The organism is Sphingobacterium corticis (assembly GCF_042684745.1).
In the GTDB taxonomy this organism is placed as follows: domain Bacteria; phylum Bacteroidota; class Bacteroidia; order Sphingobacteriales; family Sphingobacteriaceae; genus Sphingobacterium; species Sphingobacterium corticis.
In genome coordinates this window covers 260,828-279,743 of record NZ_JBHUMA010000009.1, presented here as the reverse complement: position 1 = coordinate 279,743, position 18,916 = coordinate 260,828, and the positions used below count along the sequence as shown (strand labels likewise).

General features: G+C 42.0%; 15 protein-coding genes and 1 rRNA gene. 9 read left to right on the top strand and 7 right to left on the bottom strand.

What is annotated here, in order from left to right:
- From rrf to ACFSQ3_RS15865, 3 genes are all read left to right on the top strand, one after another.
- Nucleotides 1–85, top strand: a 5S ribosomal RNA gene (gene rrf / locus ACFSQ3_RS15875); the annotation flags it as partial.
- A 448-nt stretch (nt 86–533) separates the two neighbouring features.
- Entirely contained in the window at nt 534–1,439 is a 906-nt protein-coding gene (locus tag ACFSQ3_RS15870; protein WP_380870559.1) for a hypothetical protein, read from the top strand.
- Nucleotides 1,440–1,656: 217 nt separating this feature from the next.
- Nucleotides 1,657–3,084 (top strand): Gfo/Idh/MocA family protein, encoded by a 1,428-nt coding sequence (locus tag ACFSQ3_RS15865; RefSeq protein ID WP_380870558.1) that lies wholly within the window; start codon nt 1,657–1,659, stop codon nt 3,082–3,084.
- A gap of 91 nt (nt 3,085–3,175) precedes the next feature.
- Here the strand turns inward: ACFSQ3_RS15865 and asnS are convergent, their stop codons facing one another.
- Together asnS and ACFSQ3_RS15855 are read right to left on the bottom strand one after the other, a co-directional pair.
- Nucleotides 3,176–4,621 carry an asparagine--tRNA ligase gene (gene asnS / locus ACFSQ3_RS15860; protein ID WP_380870557.1) on the bottom strand — a complete coding sequence of 482 codons (1,446 nt, stop codon included), beginning with the start codon at nt 4,619–4,621 and terminating at the stop codon, nt 3,176–3,178.
- Between the two features lie 90 nt (nt 4,622–4,711).
- Nucleotides 4,712–5,032, bottom strand: coding sequence for a DUF3817 domain-containing protein (locus ACFSQ3_RS15855; RefSeq protein WP_380870556.1), 321 nt, complete (start codon nt 5,030–5,032; stop codon nt 4,712–4,714).
- Nucleotides 5,033–5,257: 225 nt separating this feature from the next.
- Here ACFSQ3_RS15855 and lpdA point away from each other — a divergent pair, with 225 nt between their 5' ends.
- The gene (gene lpdA / locus ACFSQ3_RS15850) at nt 5,258–6,646 is read left to right on the top strand and encodes a dihydrolipoyl dehydrogenase (protein ID WP_380870555.1); all 1,389 of its coding nucleotides are present in this window, start codon (nt 5,258–5,260) and stop codon (nt 6,644–6,646) included.
- Nucleotides 6,647–6,748: 102 nt separating this feature from the next.
- On the opposite strand, the gene ACFSQ3_RS15845 is transcribed toward lpdA, so the two are convergent.
- Entirely contained in the window at nt 6,749–7,243 is a 495-nt protein-coding gene (locus ACFSQ3_RS15845; RefSeq protein WP_380870554.1) for a Dps family protein, read from the bottom strand.
- Nucleotides 7,244–7,437: 194 nt separating this feature from the next.
- Here ACFSQ3_RS15845 and ACFSQ3_RS15840 point away from each other — a divergent pair, with 194 nt between their 5' ends.
- Complete coding sequence (locus tag ACFSQ3_RS15840; protein WP_380870553.1) at nt 7,438–7,848, top strand: BrxA/BrxB family bacilliredoxin; 411 nt, start codon at nt 7,438–7,440, stop codon at nt 7,846–7,848.
- Nucleotides 7,849–7,910: 62 nt separating this feature from the next.
- On the opposite strand, the gene ACFSQ3_RS15835 is transcribed toward ACFSQ3_RS15840, so the two are convergent.
- Both ACFSQ3_RS15835 and ACFSQ3_RS15830 read right to left on the bottom strand, forming a co-directional pair.
- Nucleotides 7,911–8,849, bottom strand: coding sequence for a DUF3137 domain-containing protein (locus tag ACFSQ3_RS15835; protein ID WP_380870552.1), 939 nt, complete (start codon nt 8,847–8,849; stop codon nt 7,911–7,913).
- On the bottom strand, nt 8,849–9,400 hold the full coding sequence (locus ACFSQ3_RS15830) for a LemA family protein (RefSeq protein ID WP_380870551.1): 552 nt from the start codon (nt 9,398–9,400) through the stop codon (nt 8,849–8,851). Before ACFSQ3_RS15830 ends, ACFSQ3_RS15835 begins: the two co-directional genes overlap by 1 nt.
- A 105-nt stretch (nt 9,401–9,505) precedes the next feature.
- On the opposite strand from ACFSQ3_RS15830, the gene ACFSQ3_RS15825 reads away from it, so the two are divergent.
- Complete coding sequence (locus ACFSQ3_RS15825; protein WP_380870550.1) at nt 9,506–11,143, top strand: amidohydrolase; 1,638 nt, start codon at nt 9,506–9,508, stop codon at nt 11,141–11,143.
- Here ACFSQ3_RS15825 and ACFSQ3_RS15820 read toward each other — a convergent pair.
- Entirely contained in the window at nt 11,140–12,045 is a 906-nt protein-coding gene (locus tag ACFSQ3_RS15820) for a hypothetical protein (RefSeq protein ID WP_380870549.1), read from the bottom strand. The genes ACFSQ3_RS15825 and ACFSQ3_RS15820 overlap by 4 nt on opposite strands.
- A gap of 58 nt (nt 12,046–12,103) precedes the next feature.
- A complete protein-coding gene (lipA, locus tag ACFSQ3_RS15815; RefSeq protein ID WP_380870548.1) occupies nt 12,104–12,985 on the bottom strand; it encodes a lipoyl synthase in 882 nt (293 codons plus the stop codon).
- Nucleotides 12,986–13,119: 134 nt separating this feature from the next.
- On the opposite strand from lipA, the gene ACFSQ3_RS15810 reads away from it, so the two are divergent.
- From ACFSQ3_RS15810 to carB, 3 genes are all read left to right on the top strand, one after another.
- Nucleotides 13,120–15,378: a glycoside hydrolase family 20 protein gene (locus ACFSQ3_RS15810; RefSeq protein WP_380870547.1), complete on the top strand. Its 2,259-nt coding sequence runs from the start codon at nt 13,120–13,122 to the stop codon at nt 15,376–15,378.
- A gap of 16 nt (nt 15,379–15,394) precedes the next feature.
- Nucleotides 15,395–15,856, top strand: a complete 462-nt coding sequence (locus ACFSQ3_RS15805; RefSeq protein WP_380870546.1) for a hypothetical protein — start codon at nt 15,395–15,397, stop codon at nt 15,854–15,856.
- 149 nt (nt 15,857–16,005) lie between these two features.
- Nucleotides 16,006–18,825 (top strand): carbamoyl-phosphate synthase large subunit, encoded by a 2,820-nt coding sequence (gene carB, locus ACFSQ3_RS15800; RefSeq protein ID WP_380870545.1) that lies wholly within the window; start codon nt 16,006–16,008, stop codon nt 18,823–18,825.
- Nucleotides 18,826–18,916 lie beyond the last annotated feature (91 nt).

The following is an 18,916-nucleotide window of genomic DNA, read 5'->3' as shown; positions in this document are numbered from 1 at the left end:
CTCTTCCCATTCCGAACAGAGTAGTTAAGCCCGCCAGAGCCGATGGTATTGCCGTAACAGGTGGGAGAGTAGGTCGGTGCCTAATTTTATACTAAAAGCCCTTGCTTAATCGCAAGGGCTTTTTTGTGTTTATAGGTTTACATTTCTATATTCGAATGATAGTAGTTATTCGTGGCCAGCGATACTAGTTAAGGGGTTACACAGGTTATTTTAGAATAGAGTAAATGCCTTTGATGCCCGTTATTATTTCAATCCCTACCTCCAATAGATGATTTCCTACTTGGCGAAGATTAGCGATTTCGTAGGGAGGCAGCATTTATAAAATAAACTCACGCTTGAAGTTACTATTACTTCTTGCTGTACGACCATGTCAACCCTTCCATCCCGATAACGTTACTTCGCGCAACGAACGTTGCTAATCAACACCTTTCTTGTCTTAAAACTTTACCAATCATTAACGCGATCGACCTTATCTGTTTTGTCGACATACGGCATAAATATTGTAACTTGTCATTCTAAACGATCTAGAAACGATGATCCTTCAATTTCAACATATTGCAAAGGCAATAATTTTGTTCGTATGTTTATTTTCTTGTATCACGGCAGTGGGGCAACAACCTTTTTTCAAGGGTGGTGTTCGCGTTGGATATGGCGTTCAAAACTTAGATTGGTCAATCGCGGGTAATACGATGGGAACGGATCCAAATATTTACTCTGAGTTAATCTGGAAGCAGGTAAGCGGAATCAACTACGGTCTCGATGCGGCATTCAAGATTGCACCTCAATTTGATGTTTTGCTGGAGGGCAATTTCATGGATACGAAATCAGGTAAAGTACGGGATACTGACTACAGCGGGGATAATAGAACCAATTCTTTCTATGACGAACGATTTAGTAGCGACGATGGATATTTCTACAATTTCCGTACTTCCCTTCGGTACGCGTTACCACAGCTGGGCATAATTTCTCCTAAAATTCTATTGGGATATGAACAAATTGGCAACGAATTGTTTTTGTTACCACTCCCCGATGCTAGCCAAAATCTTGATTTACGTACGACGTACCAAACGGATTGGTATGGTGGGCAAGCTGCATTAGAACTTGGTTTTCGCTATATTAACTTTTATGGATCTGCAACCTATGGATTTGGTCTGTACGACTATAAAGCTAAAGCTAATTGGAACTTAATTGAGGATTTTCAGCAGCCTGTAAGTTTTAGACACAGCGCACTTGGTATGAAACATAACGGGATACTGTGTTTGGGGTACGATATAACTCCAACGATTGCTATTGAGCTGGTTGGTACTTATGCTGATGCATTTACAAAGACTGGATTAGATCAGTTATACACAAGAAGCCGAGGGGAGCTCACTACCCAATTCAACGGTGCTAACATGACGCATGCTAGTGGATCGCTAGGAGTTAGTTTCCAATTCTAGGTAATTTTCTAGATTTAGGAGTTCCGGATATGTAGTTCATATTTTCATAGTTTAGGACGAATGTCGTGTGCGAGCTACACAAGAACAGATTACACAAACGTTTGCGTTCGATCGTGCCTTTAATATCTCTAATAAATCGTTTATACTTGCTTCACAGAGGTTGTGTTGGTTTTGAGAAACCGAAACATAACAATAGTCACATTTATAAACACCTATTATGGATTCATCAAGACGTTCATTCTTAAGGCAAGCTGGATTATTATCCGGACTGGCGTTATCGTTGCCAAATATTGCATCAAGTCAGTCATTCAAAACTGGTACAAATATGTCGGGCTTTCGCGCGCCGAAGATAGATCGAGTTCGAGTTGGATTTATCGGATTGGGCAACCGCGGAACGGAAGCGATAACGCGGTTTACTTACATCGAGGGCGCGGAAATTGTCGCATTGTGTGATCGGCATGCGGATCGAGTTGCCAAAGAACAACAAAAAGTGGTTAAAGCAGGATTGCCCGAACCGAAGCAATATTCGGGTAATGATGGTTGGAAGAAGCTGGTCGCAGAAGCGAAATGTGATCTCATTTACATTTGTACGCCTTGGGATTTGCATGCGCCAATAGCTATCGCTGCGATGGAAAATGGATCGCATGTAGGATGTGAAGTGCCGATTGGTCTGACGATGGATGAATTGTGGGAAGTCGTTCGTGTATCAGAGAAAACACAAAAGCATTGCATGATGCTGGAAAATTGTTGCTATGATTTTTTTGAATTACTAACACTGAACATGGCGCAAAAAGGTTTATTCGGAGAATTGATTCATGCGGAAGGCGCTTACATCCACGATCTTCTTGACCTTAATTTCAGCAAAACCTATTACGACGATTTTTGGCGATTGAAAGAGAATATCCGATTGCACGGTAATCTGTATCCTACACATGGCATTGGGCCGATTGCACAGTGTTTAAATATCAATCGTGGAGATCAATTAGAAACTATCGTAAACGTGCAAAGCGGCGATTTCAACATGGCGCGCAAAGCGAAAGAGTTAGCCGAAGAGCATCCGGAATTCCAACCATTTGTCGGTAAATCATATCGTGGAAACATGAACGTAACGATGATGAGAACAGTGAAAGGAAAATCTATTATGGTTCAACATGACGTGAGTTCTCCAAGACCATATTCGCGCATTCACATGCTTAGCGGAACGACTGGCTTCGCGCAAAAGTATCCAAAGACGGGTATGTCATTTAGTGATTACAAAAATGGACACGCATATATTCCTGATGAAAAATTAGCACAATTGGAAGATAAATATATGCCAGATATGGTCAAGTTGATCGGTGAAAAAGCAAAAGCAGTTGGTGGACACGGAGGGATGGATTTCATTATGGATTGGCGATTGATCGATTGCTTACGAAATGGGCTACCTCTGGATCAAGATGTGTACGATGCAGCTTCTTGGAGCGCTATCGTTCCGTTGAGCATACAATCTTCGAAACAAAAGAGCCGTCAGCTAAATTTTCCGGACTTCACGCGTGGACATTGGAAAACGAATGCTCCTGTTAATTTGAGCTTGGACGGCGGTGGAAATACAGGTATTCGTGCGATTAACTCACTGCGCGCAGATCAGTTCCATGTGGGCGAGTAAGATAGAAAATACACTAACTATTATATAAGTAAAAAGCGAGGTCGGAATTCCGACCTCGCTTTTCTATTATTGCGATTTGTATTATCTTTTGTTAAAATTCTGCATTCTTCGGTGTGCGAGGGAAAGGAATCACGTCGCGGATATTCGTCATACCGGTGGTGAAAAGTACCAAACGTTCGAAACCGACACCAAAACCGGAGTGAGGTGCTGATCCAAAACGACGCGTATCTAAGAACCAATCCATTTCCTCTTCCGGAATGCCTACTTCGTCCATACGTTTCAACAACTTTTCTAGGTTTTCTTCCCGCTGAGATCCACCCACCATTTCGCCTATTCCCGGGAACAAAATATCCATCGCACGAACGGTGTGACGACCTTGCGCATCCGGTTCATTTTGCTTCATGTAGAAGGATTTGATTTCTCTCGGATAATCCGTCAAGATCACTGGTTTTTTGAAATGTTTTTCCACCAAATAACGCTCGTGTTCAGATTGTAGATCTGCACCCCATTCCTCAATCAGATATTTGAATTGTTTCTTTTGGTTGGGCTTGCTACGCTTCAAAATTTCTACAGCATCCGTATAGCTTACGCGCTCAAAATCATTCGTCAACACAAACTGCAATTTCTCCACCAAGTTCAATTCCGAACGCTCGTTTTGTGGTTTTGATTTCTCCTCCTCCAATAAACGATTTTTCAAGAATTCGATCTCCTCCGGGCAATGTTGCAAAGCGTAACCGATCACGTATTTTAACAAATCCTCCGCCAAATCCATGTTGTCTTCTAACTCGTAGAAAGCCATTTCAGGCTCAATCATCCAAAACTCCGCCAAGTGACGTGTTGTGTTTGAATTCTCTGCGCGGAACGTTGGGCCAAATGTGTAGATGTTTCCAAAAGCCATAGCCGCCAATTCGCCTTCTAGCTGGCCAGAAACAGTTAAGTTAGTGGATTTTCCGAAGAAATCCTCCTTATAATTTACCGTACCATCTTCATTACGTGGCACATTATCGAAATCGATGGTAGTTACGCGAAACATTTCTCCAGCACCTTCGGCATCGGATCCCGTCACGATTGGCGTGTGCATATAAACGAAATCCCGCTCGTTAAAGAATTGGTGTACAGCAAAAGCCAATGCATGACGTACTTTAAATACAGCATTGAATGTGCCAGTGCGGAAACGCAAATGCGCAATTTCTCTTAAAAATTCTAACGAATGCTTTTTTGGTTGCAAAGGATATTTTTCCGGATCGGAATCGCCCAAGATAGTCAGTTCAGTCACTTTTATCTCTACGCGTTGTCCTTTACCCAGCGATTGCACGAGTTCGCCTTTCACACGGATCGCTGCGCCTGTCGTTAAGCGACGTAAAAGTTGCTCATCGGTATTAGCAAAATCAACAACAGCTTGGATATTATTCAATGTCGATCCATCATTGATGGCGATAAATTGATTATTACGAAAAGTTCTAACCCAACCTTTTACGATGACTTCTTTGCCAAAATTTTCTGCGATCAGCAGCTCTTTAATACGTGTGTGTTCCATGTTTATATTCTATACCTCGTGCGATAGCGCACATTGATTATGCAAGAATACAAAAATAGGGAGTATTGAAGAAAAATAAGCGGAATTGTATTATATCTTTTCCTTATTGATGATCTTTTGCAGATCGCGTTCGACCCAGAAGGAGATTATTGGAGGAATACATAAAACAATATACAGCAGAACGCGTTGAATTTTCCAATTGTAGGATTGCCAACAGGCAACGATCAGTACGACAAGAAGAACGAATAGAAAACCGTGGATGGAACCTGCAATACGGACGGTATTCATTCTAATATCTTCCGGGACTTCCATAAAACGAGGTAAAATATACTTGATCGGCATAGCTACGAAAAATAAAATAATCGCCGAGATGGCTTCCCATAATGCAACTTGTCTTGTAATTCTAAGCATGTTAGATAAATAGTAAATTTCGATGGATAGCAAAGAAAGGGATTAATCGATGCGTGCGGAAGTTTATTTCGTGAACTGACGAAAGCTTGACAATTGAACATGCCTTCAAAGTATAATTACTGTAAGCAATACGATTTAGGGATGGATTTTAGCCGATATAAAATCAAAAAAGTGTATTTTTGATAAATTTGTTTACAAGAATCAAAACGTCAACGTTATAATTTTATGAGTTACGATATTATTGTTATTGGTAGTGGGCCAGGCGGATACGTCGCTGCAATCAGAGCGTCTCAACTTGGTTTCAAAACGGCTATTGTAGAACGCGAAGCGCTTGGAGGAATTTGTTTGAACTGGGGATGTATCCCAACCAAAGCGCTTTTGAAAAGTGCGCAGGTTTTTGAATACCTAAACCACGCCGAAGAATATGGTATTAAGGTAAACGGCGGTGAGGCAGATTTCGGTGCTATTGTAAAAAGAAGCCGTGGTGTTGCTGATGGCATGAGCAAAGGCATTCAGTTCTTGATGAAAAAGAATAAAATCGACGTCATCATGGGAACTGCAAAAATCAAAAAAGGTGGTAAAGTAGAAGTAAAAGGTGCGGATGGCGCAACAAAAGAATACAGCGCTAAACATACTATTTTAGCTACAGGCGCTCGCTCTCGCGAATTGCCTAATTTGCCACAGGATGGTAAGAAAATCATTGGCTACCGCCAAGCGATGAATTTACCAAAGCAACCGAAATCAATGGTTGTTGTAGGTTCTGGTGCAATCGGTGTGGAGTTTGCTTATTTCTATAATACGATTGGCACAAAAGTAACGATCGTAGAATTCATGGATCGTATTGTTCCTGTTGAAGATGAAGAAATCTCGAAACAATTGGAGAAATCTTTGAAAAAAGCAGGCATTGATATCTTGACAAAATCTGAAGTTACTGGAGTAGATACGAAAGGTGATGTTTCGAAAGTGAAAATCAAAACGGCGAAAGGCGAGGAGACGATCGACGCGGAAATTGTATTGTCAGCAGTTGGTATCACACCAAACATCGAAAACTTAGGTTTGGAAGAAGTTGGCGTTAAAGTGGATAAAGGTCGTGTTTTGGTGGATGATTTCTACAAAACAAATATCGATGGCGTTTATGCAATTGGTGATATTGTAAAAGGTCAAGCATTAGCGCACGTAGCATCTGCTGAGGCTATTACTTGTGTAGAAAAAATTAAAGGCTTGCACGTAGATGCAATCGATTATACAAATATTCCAGGATGTACATACTGCTCGCCAGAAGTGGCTTCAGTTGGCTACACCGAAAAAGCGGCTAAAGATGCTGGCTACGAAGTCAAAGTAGGTAAGTTTCCATTCTCTGCTTCTGGTAAAGCTTCTGCGGCAGGCGCGAAAGATGGTTTTGTGAAAGTGATTTTCGACGCGAAATACGGCGAATTCCTAGGGGCACATTTGATCGGAGCAAACGTTACCGAAATGATTGCGGAAGTAGTTGTTGCACGTAAATTGGAAACAACTGGACATGAGATTATTAAATCGGTACATCCGCATCCAACGATGAGCGAAGCGATCATGGAAGCTGCCGCTGATGCTTATGGAGAAGTAATTCACTTGTAGGTCTTAAACCTACTATAAAGCGAAAGCCGCTAACAAAAGTTTTATCAACTTCGTTAGCGGCTTTTCTATGAATAAACTATACTAATTTTTCGTTTATCGTTATTACGATAGGTGGGCGCGTAGCATCCAAGCTGTTTTTTCGTGCTCTTCCATTAGTCCGGTTAAGAAGTCCTCCGTTCCTGTATCACCCGCTGATTGTGATAGCTCAATTCCCGAACGAATCACCATAATTACAGTTTCGAAATCTGATGTCAATTCTTTGATTAATCCCTTGCTATCCGTTCCTGTATATTGGATTTCCGACAAGTGGGTAAACTCCAAGTACTTCGCCAAAGAACCGACAGCATAATGTCCCAACATACGAACACGTTCTGCCACATCATCAATATTTACAGCTAATTGATCGTAGATTCCTTCGAAGAAAAGGTGCTGCGAATGAAAATCCGGACCTTCCACGTTCCAATGTGCATGTCTAATTTTTGTGTACAACACGGTATAATCCGCTAAAAGCTTATTCAAGAATTCGGCAACGTTTGCCATATCACGTTCTTGTAACCCGATTTCCGGTTTTATCTGATTTTTAGAAATGGTACTCATAGTATTTGATTTTATAAAACTAGAATTGCAAAAGCTGTGCCTTATCAATCGGATTAGGTAAATAGAATGTCAATTTTACTACGTCCGTATTCTTCATTTCATCCAAAACACAAAACTTACATTGTTCTGATTGCATTTGCTTGACGACGGGCAGGATTCGTGTTATATTTGTACCAATCAAAACTAGAGAAGATATGTATCCAGAATATTTAGTAGCACCTATGCGTCAAGAACTTGTAGACGCAGGTTTCGAAGAGTTAAAATCAGCTGACGCGGTGGAATCTGCCATTCCTTCAGAAGGAACTGTTTTCGTTGTTGTGAATTCTGTTTGTGGTTGTGCGGCAGCGAATGCTCGTCCAGCAGCAAAGGCAGCTGTTAAAAATGGAAAACATCCAGATAAGTTAGTGACTGTTTTCGCAGGAATGGAAAAAGATGCCGTAGATAGAGCACGTCAATATATGTTGCCTTATCCTCCATCTTCTCCAGCAATGGCTTTATTCAAAGATGGTCAGTTGGTACACATGATCGAGCGCCACATGATCGAAGGTCGTCCGGCTCAAATGATCGCCGATAACTTGGTAGCAGCATTCGACGAATATTGCTAATCGAAGATTTTATTTTGTTTTTGAATGTGAAAAGGCTTTTCCAATCGCGGAAAAGCCTTTTTTTATTTTTCCCAAACGCGTGTATTCAAATCCAATGCTTCGATCACATTCAGCATGCTTTTCACCAAAGCAACATCTTCCGAAAATTGGTTGTGGTGTAGCGATTGGTTTAGGGCTGGTTCAAAGAAATTTTGCTGAAACGGAATCGCCATATATACCGACGAATTTCCAAACGAAAGATTGATCCGTTTATTGAAAGAATCTTCCAATTCTATAATGCGCTCCATCAATAATGGCGTAAGCACATAGTGCGCTTCAATATCGTTGTTGCCATAAGTTACGAAACGTTGCATAAACTGCTGGTTTTCTAAATGCACCACATTACCACGGAAAGAATTAAAAAAATCCCCAATAGCATTACCCAACATTCCAGCGCGTTTCGGACGTACAATTGTTTGTCCTTTCAGTTTCTTATTGAAATCGGCTGCTAATACTATTCCTCGAAAAAAGGTTTGATAGCTTACTTTCTTTTTTCCATCTGAATCCGTCGTTTCATCCCGGTATTTTGCACAAACTTCTGCGAAGTGAAACGGCGTATGGTGATACGTTCCTGTCACTAAATCTTCAGATTCATGTCGATCACTGTTGTTCGAAAATAATTCGGCTTTATTGAACTCATCGGCACCTATACCTCGATCTGGGAATAACCTGATTCCGTAGCCGACTTGCCCAAGCGCACTATTAATCAGCGTGTTTTTGACTTCTTTGGCAAAACTCTTTCTTCTATTGACAAAAAGCTGATTGAATACTAAAAGCGTAATTCCGCCAACGATCAAAAAGATAAATCCACCTTCCGGCCATCCGAAAGCAAACAAAGAAATGCACAATACTAACGCAATAAAAAATGCTATTCGGACGCGTCGACCTTCTGTAAACAAGCGTGCTCGGCGTTCCTCCAATGCGGCAATATCCACCTGAAGAGATCCCTGATTAATCTCCACTACGAATTAAATAAGTTGCGGGCATTTAGATTAACGCGTTCTTCGGCGGGCGTTTCTAGCAAAGCTTGGTGTTTGAATGAAAACATGCCAGCGAATAGATTACCGGGGAAAGTCATGATGGCATTGTTGTACACCGTTGCGTTGCTATTAAAGGCGCGTCGGGCTGCAGCAATTTGTTCCTCGCTTTCCGTCCATGTTTTTTGCAGATTGAGATAATTCTGATTAGCCTTCAAATCTGGATAATTTTCCACTTGAATCATCATGCCACGAACAGATGCAGCAATTTCGCGATCAATCTCCGCTCGGTTCTCTGTTTTTCCGCTGGCTAGAGCAATTTGTCGAAGTTCCGTGATTTTCGTCAATGCTGATTCTTCGTAGTTCGTGTATTGTTTGACAACCTCCACCAAGTTGGGGATCAGATCGAAACGTTTTTTGAGCATCACATCAATGGAAGAAAATGCATTTTCCACTTGATTTCGCTTCCGTACCAAATTATTGTAATAAACGATGGCAATAAGGATAACTACAATGATAATAATGGCGATTTCCATAATAGAAAGTAATTTTGTTAGTAACTCAAAAATAGCAAAATACACGAGTTGTCGGCTATAATGACAATCAATTCTTTCGTAAATTTGCGCCAAGCACAAAAGCACATGAAATTCATCCTGTATATCTTCAGCATATTGGCATTATTTACCTCCTGTACCACTAATCATGAAGTAGATTTGATTGTGCACAATGCTCGGATCTATACCGTAGATTCCGCTTTCACGATCGCGGATGCCGTGGCAATTCGTGGAGGTGTTTTTATAGAGATTGGGAATTCTCAACAACTTCTCAAGCGATATCAGGCTAAAGATGTTTGGGATGCGGAAGGGGCCGCCATTTATCCCGGTTTTTACGATTCGCACGCACATTTTCTGTCTTTTGCATCTTCTTTGAACATGGCTAACCTGTATGGAGCAGATTCATTTGCCGATGTATTGCAGCGATTAAATGCACATCGGAAGGCGCATCCAGATCGCAGTTGGATTGTCGGCGCCGGTTGGGATCAAGATCGATGGAAGGATTCTACGTTTCAAGTGAAAGATTCATTAGATAAATACTTTCCGGATATTCCAGTTTATCTATCGCGCGTAGATTATCAGGCTGCTTCCGTGAATAGTCGTGCGTTAAATATCGCAAACATTGATTCTGCATTTTATGTGGAAGGCGGATTAATTTCTACAGATTCCGTTGGGAATTTGAGTGGCGTTTTGATGGATAATGCGATGGAATTGGTACGTATGCACATTCCGGAAGTCAGCGATGAAGAAGAATTACGCACCTTAACCAAAGCGGAAGAGCTGCTTTTTTCTGTTGGCTTAACATCGATTGTAGATGCAGGAGTGAACGAATTGGACTTGGAATTTCTTCGCAACCTTTATACCGATAAGAAACTCAAAATCCGCAATTATGCAATGATTGAAGATAATCAACGTACTATTCGCAAGATTATGCGCAGTGGTTTTTACGATGATGGCAGATTGACGATTCGTAGTGTGAAACTAACGGCAGATGGTTTGTTACGTACGCGCGGTGCTGCGTTATTGAGTGCATATTCCGACGATAGTACGAATAATGGTTTTTTGCTGCAAACGACTGAGAATTTGGAAAAGGCCATCAGAGAAGTGGCTGATAGCAAGTTCCAATTGAGTACACGCGCAATTGGAGATTCTGCTACGCGGTTAATATTGGATTTGTACGGCAAATATATCGGCACTAACAATAACAGACGCTGGCGCATCGAACATGCGAACGTGGTTAATGAATCTGATTTCGAAAAGTTTAAACGTTTCCGTGTTTTTCCTTCGGTGCAACCGATTCATGCAACAACAGATATGTATTGGGCGACGGATCGCATCGGTTCGGATCGTATTCGCAATGCGTATGCGTTGAAGCGTTTGGTGGATAATTATGGAATGGTAGCGATAGGAAGTGATTTTCCCGGGGAAAGCTATAATCCCTTGTTTAGCTTTCATGCCGCGGTAGCGCGTGTGGATGCCAATGGAGAACCGAGCGGAGGTTATGAAATGAAAAACGCGTTGACTAGGCGCGAAGCGCTTATGGCAATGACGATTTGGGCGGCGCATGCTTGTTTTCAAGATTCACAACGCGGCAGCATTCAGCGTGGGAAGGATGCCGATTTCGTTATGCTGTCGAAAGATATGATGACCGTACCGAATGAAGAACTACGCGGCATTCAAGTGGTGCGTACAGTTGTTGGCGGCGAAACGGTTTTTAAACGTTAATCTTCCGATCGAAATGATCCGCGTAACATGTGCGTGAAAATTATCCAGTAACTCGGTACAGCGAAGAATAGAAATCCAATCAGGAAATAAAGGGCATAACGTAAGGAAATCAAATCCTGATCCACACTTTGTCCGCGGTAAACACCTGCATAAGAACTTTGAAAATAAGAATGGTTGCTTGCCAACTTCGCGAGCACCTGTTTTTCTGTTCCGGCCGGATACCTTTCAAAATACAAGAAACCACCGACGTTGATTTTCTTAAAATGATTTAACGATTGGGAAAAGTAGGGGCGCCCGGCATTATCCTTAAATTCTTCTTCAGAAATGCTATGCTCGTATTTAAAGGCAAGCCAAGCTTTTGCAGATTGCCGATAAGCCGTTTCTTTGGAAAAAATCGGAAGTAGAAATAACGAGGTTAGATGTACTTTTTTGTAATTCCACCATTTTCCATAATCGTAGGTATGGATAGGAATGACGCGCAAACGATCTATATGCCATTCTTCCAAAGATAGAAATTGCGGTTGTTGGTGCGGCGGCATTTCGTCGATGCGCTGCAAATGCAAAAGCTTTCCGACATTATATTGTAGACTTGTCGCAATAGGTTGAAATAGCACAACGGCAAAGAACACCTGTATTGTCGTAATTGTATATTTGGAGCGATGTTCTTCCTTCAACCAGCGCCATTTCGGATTAAATGTGCTTCGAGAAATAAAATAAGGCAATATGATGGAGAAGAGGACAAATGCAACTAACGAGGGAATGGCAACGCGCGTGAATAATTCGGGAAATGTATCATCGCTTGTGTGGATATAATACGCGTAGCCGATGGCGAGCACTACCAAAACAAAAAGCAATGCCAATAGCATTGCTCCTGTAAAAATATATTTTCTTTTGCCCTGCATGATCCTCTGTAAGTTACCTAAAAATAGGTGGTTTCACAAAGAATCATCTGCTGTGCGATTATTGCATATCGAAAAGGTGTTTTTCTGCATGATACGAAGAACGAACCAATGGTCCGGATTCTACGTATTTGAAGCCCATTTCCAAACCAATTTCTTGGTAACGTTTGAACTGTGCTGGCGTAATCCATTCCACAACCGGATGATGTCCTTTCGTAGGTTGCAAATACTGCCCGATTGTCAAAATATCAACCCCAACTTCATACAAATCGCGCATCGCTTCGATTACATCTTCCTCGGTTTCGCCAAATCCAAGCATAATGCCCGATTTCGTGCGAAGCCCGGCTTCAGAAATTCTGCGTAAGCATTCCAACGAACGATCGTATTTCGCTTGGATACGCACTTCGCGCGTTAAACGGCGAACGGTTTCCAAGTTGTGCGAAACGACTTCCGGACGAACCGCCAAAACGCGATCTAGGTTATCCCATTGTCCTTTAAAATCCGGAATCAAGGTTTCCAACGTCGTTTGTGGACTTTCGCGACGGATAGCGTTGACTGTTTCTGCCCAAATTGTTGAGCCGCCATCTTTCAAATCATCGCGGTCTACAGAAGTAATAACACAGTGTTTTACTTCCATCAATTTTACGGACTGCGCGACACGATTCGGCTCATCCAAATCCACTGCCAATGGTCTTCCTGTCGCTACCGCACAGAAAGAGCATGAGCGCGTACAGATGTTGCCTAAGATCATAAAAGTCGCAGTGCCGGCTCCCCAGCATTCGCCCATATTCGGACAATTGCCACTTTCGCATATCGTGTGTAGTTTGTGCTCATCAACTAGCCCGCGCACGTGGCGATATTCCTTGCCCACAGGTAGCTTAACACGCAACCAATCGGGTTTTCTTTGAGTTTGTTGTACTGGAATAACGGGTAATTCAATCATAAAACAAAGGTACACATTATTTCATTTTTTCCACACGAGATTTGTCGACCAAGTTTCATAAAAGTTTTACAAACCGACGTTGGCGTTTGCTGGTTTATTTAGGATATTTGACATACTCAAATCACTTATCTATTATGTTATTTACGCGGTTATTAGGGCTCTTTTCCCTGTCCATATTGTTTAGTTTGCGTATATCTGCTCAAACATTAAACGCCGATATTATTCCTCGTCCGGATCGTGTCGTGATTAATGACGGTAGCTTGGATCTCAACCAACCTTTGTTCGTTTACTATCAAGAACCTTTTGGGGAGATCGCTCGATTGGCGTCGGATGTTCCGGGATTAAATATCTACAATTACGAGATCTACAAACGATCGCGCAAGCAGCCGCCAACCAGCATTTGGCTACTGCAACCTAAAGATGGCGAGCAGATCGGTAAGGGCGCATACTCCTTAAAAATTGATGCGCGGGGCATTTTGATCAAAGCTTCGGATCCAGCTGGCGCCTTAGCCGGTATGCAAACACTGCATCAACTTCGCTTATTACAAGATGGAAATGCGCTGCCTTTCGTGGAAATTGAGGACAAGCCGCGATTCGGATATCGTGGTTTGCATTTGGACGTATCGCGCCATTTTATGCCATTCGAATTTCTAAAGAAGTACATCGATGTAATGGCATTATATAAGTTCAATCAATTTCATTGGCATCTGACTGACGGTGCAGGATGGCGATTGGAAATAAAGCAGTATCCAGAATTGACTAAGAAAGCAGCTTGGCGTCCGCACGCCAGCTTTAAAGATTGGGAGCATTATGGAAAACGGTATGTCGAACAAGGTTCATCCAATGCGAACGGCGGCTTTTACACCCAACAGCAAGCTCGCGAATTGGTGGATTATGCGGCGAAGAAGGGCATAAATATTATCCCGGAAATTGAAATGCCGGGTCATTCCGAAGAAGTGCTTGCCGTTTATCCGCAATTATCCTGTACAGGATTAGCGCACGGACAAAACGAACTTTGCGTCGGCAATGAAGAAACATTTACCTTCCTGAAAAATGTTTTGGATGAGGTAATCGCTATTTTTCCATCGGAATATATTCATATTGGTGGCGACGAAGCCGACAAAACACATTGGAAAACCTGTCCGAAATGTCGCGCGTTGAAGGAAAAGCTGGGTGTGGAAACGGAGGAAGAATTGCAAAGTTATGCGATCCAGCAGATGGATGAATATTTGCAATCCAAAGGGCGCAAGATGATTGGTTGGGACGAGATTTTGGAAGGTGGATTGACGGATGGTGCTACCGTGATGAGCTGGCGCGGCGAGGAAGGTGGTATCGAAGCTGCCAACAAAGGACACGACGTGATTATGACTCCACAAAGCCATCTTTACTTTGATTTCTACCAATTTGATCCGCGTACTGAACCGACCGCTTTTGGTGGTTACCTTCCTTTGGAGCGGGTTTACAGTTATAATCCCATTTCGGAAAAGATCGATCCGGAGAAAGCGCATCACATTTTGGGCGCGCAAGCGAATGTGTGGACCGAATTTATGCCTAATCCACAGCACGTGGAATACATGGCTTTCCCGCGCGCTTTGGCGTTAGCGGAAGTAAACTGGACGGATCAAGAACAACGGGATTTTCCTGATTTTAAAAGAAGGTTGCAAAAACATTACGCCATATTGCAGCAACTGGAGGTGAATTATCATCGTCCAAGTTTCCATGTTTCGTACGAAGTGGAATATGACGCGCAAAAGCGATCAAATCACATTACGCTCTTTTCAGAACAATTTGACCCAACCATTCGCTATACCACGGATGGTTCGGATCCCGATAACGATTCTCCTTTGTACATTGCACCGATTGATATGGCGGTTAGCGCAACGCTGAAGGCGGCAACTTTTTTGGGTTCTGCGCGAATGAGTCCGGTGAAGGTCATTGATTTAGATATTCATAAGGCGATTGGCAAAGCGGTGCATTATAATAGTCCGTGGAACGAGCGTTATGCAGCAAAAGGCGAAACGACGTTGGTGGATGGTCGCAAAGGTGGTGTAACTTATCAAGATGGAAATTGGCAAGGATTTACTTCCGATATTGATGTGGTGGTGAATTTGGATCGTCGCGAAGAATTGAAGCGCGTCGCAGCGCGATTTATGCAGATGCCGGGGCCTGGAGTGCATTTTCCGGGAGAAATCAAAGTTTTAGTTTCTGATAATGGGAAAAGTTATCGCGAAGCGGGAACGCTCAAAATCCGTGCGGAAGAACGTCCGCCTGTGATGGATATTAAATCTTTTGAGATTAAGTTTGATAAGCCAATCATGGCGAAGTTTGTGAAGTTTCAGGCGAAGAATACCAAGAAATCATTTTTATTTATCGACGAAGTAGTTATCGATTAAAACCCAATCTGCCAAAATGAAATATACCTTAATGATCTTTACCGCGGTTGTTTGCTTAGTAGCCTGTAGCAAAGCACCTCAACCAAATGATGAACTCCGAAACTTGGTTGAAGAAATGAACTTTCAAAAGGACACCGCAGATGCTTTTAACAGCGTGCTAAATACGTTGGATCAGCAGAACGTCTTATTTGGCGACTTTTACAAATATTATCACTACACCATACAAGATTCCTGCGATAATGTTGCGGATGCGAAATACGATGATGGCGAATATCTGTATCGCGAAAAATCGGATGAAGAGCAGGAGTTTTTATATCAAATTACCGTGAAAGCGATTAATGATTATCATCAACGGTTGGCGATAGATACTGCTTTGTTGCCACTTGTGGAAGAGAAGGTGGTACTTACTCCCGATGTTAAAAGATATATTAATCAGCATTTTGATCTACAAATGTACATTCCTGAGGATAGCAACTAAAAGTCTGTAAATAATTGATGGATTATTGCAAATTATTATATAATTTTGCACTCCGACAAAGCAGTCGGAATTCCGCACTCTACACTGCACATTTCGTTGCGCTGTCCCACAATTAACAATTTGTATTTTAACATTTTGAATTAAAAGAAATGCCAAGAAACACTTCCATTAACTCGGTTTTAATTATCGGTTCGGGTCCTATTGTAATCGGACAAGCATGCGAGTTCGACTATTCTGGATCTCAAGCAGCCTTATCTCTAAAAGAAGAAGGTATTCGCGTATCGATTATTAACTCCAATCCAGCTACGATCATGACGGATAACATCGTGGCGGACAATGTGTACTTATTGCCACTTACTTGCGAGAGTATCGAGCAAATATTGGAAGAACAACAAATCGATGCGGTATTACCAACAATGGGGGGGCAAACAGCATTAAACTTATGTATTGAAGCTTCAAATCGCGGTATTTGGGACAAATACAACGTTAAAGTGATTGGTGTTGATGTTGCTGCAATTGAAAAAACGGAAAACCGCGAAGAATTCCGTCAGTTGATGATCGATATCGGTGTTGGTATCGCAAACTCTAAAATTGCGAACTCATTCTTAGAAGGTAAAGAAGCAGCTCAGCTGATCGGCTTTCCATTGGTTATTCGTCCTTCGTATACCTTGGCTGGAACCGGTGGTGGTTTCGTGCACAAGAAAGAAGATTTTGATGCTGCATTGAACCGCGGTTTACACGCTTCTCCAACGCATGAAGTTTTGGTAGAACAAGCGGTTTTAGGTTGGAAAGAATTTGAATTAGAATTGCTTCGCGATTCAAACGATAACGTGATCATCATCTGTACGATCGAGAACTTCGATCCAATGGGTATTCACACCGGTGACTCCATTACGGTAGCTCCGGGTATGACTTTGTCGGACAAATGTTATCAGGATATGCGTAATCAAGCAATCTTGATGATGCGCTCGATTGGTACATTCGCCGGAGGTTGTAACGTACAATTCTCGGTAAATCCGGAAAATGAAGAGATTATTGCGATTGAAATCAATCCTCGCGTATCTCGTTCATCAGCGTTAGCTTCTAAAGCAACGGGTTATCCAATCGCGAAGATTGCTGCGAAATTGGCAATCGGCTATAACTTAGATGAATTGCAAAACCAGATTACAAAAACGACATCAGCTTATTTCGAGCCAACGTTGGATTATGTAATCGTGAAAATTCCTCGTTTCAACTTCGATAAATTCAAAGGTGCTAACAAAGAATTAGGCTTGCAGATGAAGGCGGTAGGTGAGGTAATGGCCATCGGTCGTACATTCATCGAAGCTTTGCAGAAAGCAGCGCAATCTTTGGAGACTGGTCGAGCAGGTTTAGGTGCTGATGGTCGTCAGTCGCGCGATTTGGAAGAAATTATGTATTCTTTGGAGCATCCAAGTGCAGATCGTCTTTTCCATGTGAAAGATGCATTTGAATTGGGCGTGCCTTTAGAATCCATCCGTAAAGTAACACATATCGACAAATGGTTCTTGGTTCAAATCCAAGAATTGGTACAATTGGAAACGGAATTACGCCGTTATCAATTGAATAATATTCCACGCGATTTCTTCTTAACGTTGAAACAAAAAGGATATTCTGATGTACAGATTTCTTGGTTGTTAGGCAACGTAACGGAAGATCAAGTGTATGATCGCCGTAAAGAATTAGGCATCAATCGCGTCTACAAAATGGTAGATACGTGTGCGGCTGAATTCCCGGCACAAACGCCATATTACTATTCAACATTCGAAGATGAGAACGAATCTGTAGTTTCTGATCGCAAGAAAATTGTAGTTTTAGGTTCCGGACCTAACCGTATCGGCCAAGGTATCGAGTTTGATTATTCTTGTGTGCATGGTTTGTCGGCAGCAAAAGAATGTGGTTACGAGGCGATTATGATCAACTGTAACCCGGAAACCGTATCTACGGATTTCAACATGGCGGATAAATTATATTTCGAGCCTGTTTTCTGGGAGCATGTACGTGAAATCATCGAATTGGAGAAACCGGAAGGCGTTATTGTTCAGTTAGGTGGACAAACAGCGTTGAAAATGGCGAAACAATTGGAAGATTTAGGTGTGAAGATTATCGGAACATCGTTCGCAAACATGGATTTAGCAGAAGATCGCGGAAGCTTCTCGGATTTATTGAAAGAATTGGATATTCCTTATCCGAAATACGGCGTAGCTACGAACGCAGAAGAAGCGATTCGCGTGGCAAATGAAGTAGGTTACCCAGTATTAGTTCGTCCTTCTTATGTATTGGGTGGACAAGGAATGAGTATCGTCATCAACGATGAAGATTTGGAAAAAGCAGTCGTGAAATTATTACGCAGCCTTCCAGGTAATCAAATTTTGATTGACCATTTCTTGGATCGTGCTGAGGAAGCTGAATCTGATTCAATCTGTGATGGAGAAGATGTACATATCATCGGTATGATGGAACACATCGAGCCTGCAGGTATTCACTCTGGAGATTCATCGGCGGTATTACCTCCATTCAGTCTTTCTGAATCGGTACAAGCGCACATGGAAGAATACTCGAAAAAATTGGCTAAAGCGTTAAACGTTCGTGGATTGTTAAACATCCAGTTCGCTATCAAAGATGAAAAAGTTTATGTCATCGAAGCGAATCCACGTGCATCGCGTACAGTACCATTCATCGCAAAAGCGTATGATGTTCCTTACATCAATATCGCAACGAAAGTAATGCTAGGCGCGAAAAAGTTGAGCGATTTCAACATCGTTCGTAAATTAGAAGGTTACGCGATTAAAGAGCCGGTATTCTCTTTCTCTAAATTCCCAGAAGTTGACAAGCAATTAGGTCCTGAGATGAAATCAACAGGTGAAGCAATTCGCTTTATCAAAGATTTGAACGATCCTCACTTCCGCGAATTATACAGTCAAAAATCGATGTTCTTGAATGCACAATAAGCGTTTAGAACGGTTTAGATAACATAGAAAACGGGTTCTCTTCAATTGAAGAGAACCCGTTTTCTGTTTATTGTATAATGTTGTTATAAGC

Excerpts from the sequence above, each read along its gene's own strand:
- ACFSQ3_RS15870 (WP_380870559.1), top strand. The coding sequence starts at position 534 with ATGATCCTTCAATTTCAACATATTGCAAAGGCAATAATTTTGTTCGTA.
- ACFSQ3_RS15865 (WP_380870558.1), top strand. The coding sequence starts at position 1,657 with ATGGATTCATCAAGACGTTCATTCTTAAGGCAAGCTGGATTATTATCC.
- asnS (WP_380870557.1), bottom strand. The coding sequence starts at position 4,621 with ATGGAACACACACGTATTAAAGAGCTGCTGATCGCAGAAAATTTTGGC.
- ACFSQ3_RS15855 (WP_380870556.1), bottom strand. The coding sequence starts at position 5,032 with ATGCTTAGAATTACAAGACAAGTTGCATTATGGGAAGCCATCTCGGCG.
- lpdA (WP_380870555.1), top strand. The coding sequence starts at position 5,258 with ATGAGTTACGATATTATTGTTATTGGTAGTGGGCCAGGCGGATACGTC.
- ACFSQ3_RS15845 (WP_380870554.1), bottom strand. The coding sequence starts at position 7,243 with ATGAGTACCATTTCTAAAAATCAGATAAAACCGGAAATCGGGTTACAA.
- ACFSQ3_RS15840 (WP_380870553.1), top strand. The coding sequence starts at position 7,438 with ATGTATCCAGAATATTTAGTAGCACCTATGCGTCAAGAACTTGTAGAC.
- ACFSQ3_RS15830 (WP_380870551.1), bottom strand. The coding sequence starts at position 9,400 with ATGGAAATCGCCATTATTATCATTGTAGTTATCCTTATTGCCATCGTT.
- ACFSQ3_RS15825 (WP_380870550.1), top strand. The coding sequence starts at position 9,506 with ATGAAATTCATCCTGTATATCTTCAGCATATTGGCATTATTTACCTCC.
- ACFSQ3_RS15820 (WP_380870549.1), bottom strand. The coding sequence starts at position 12,045 with ATGCAGGGCAAAAGAAAATATATTTTTACAGGAGCAATGCTATTGGCA.
- lipA (WP_380870548.1), bottom strand. The coding sequence starts at position 12,985 with ATGATTGAATTACCCGTTATTCCAGTACAACAAACTCAAAGAAAACCC.
- ACFSQ3_RS15810 (WP_380870547.1), top strand. The coding sequence starts at position 13,120 with ATGTTATTTACGCGGTTATTAGGGCTCTTTTCCCTGTCCATATTGTTT.
- ACFSQ3_RS15805 (WP_380870546.1), top strand. The coding sequence starts at position 15,395 with ATGAAATATACCTTAATGATCTTTACCGCGGTTGTTTGCTTAGTAGCC.
- carB (WP_380870545.1), top strand. The coding sequence starts at position 16,006 with ATGCCAAGAAACACTTCCATTAACTCGGTTTTAATTATCGGTTCGGGT.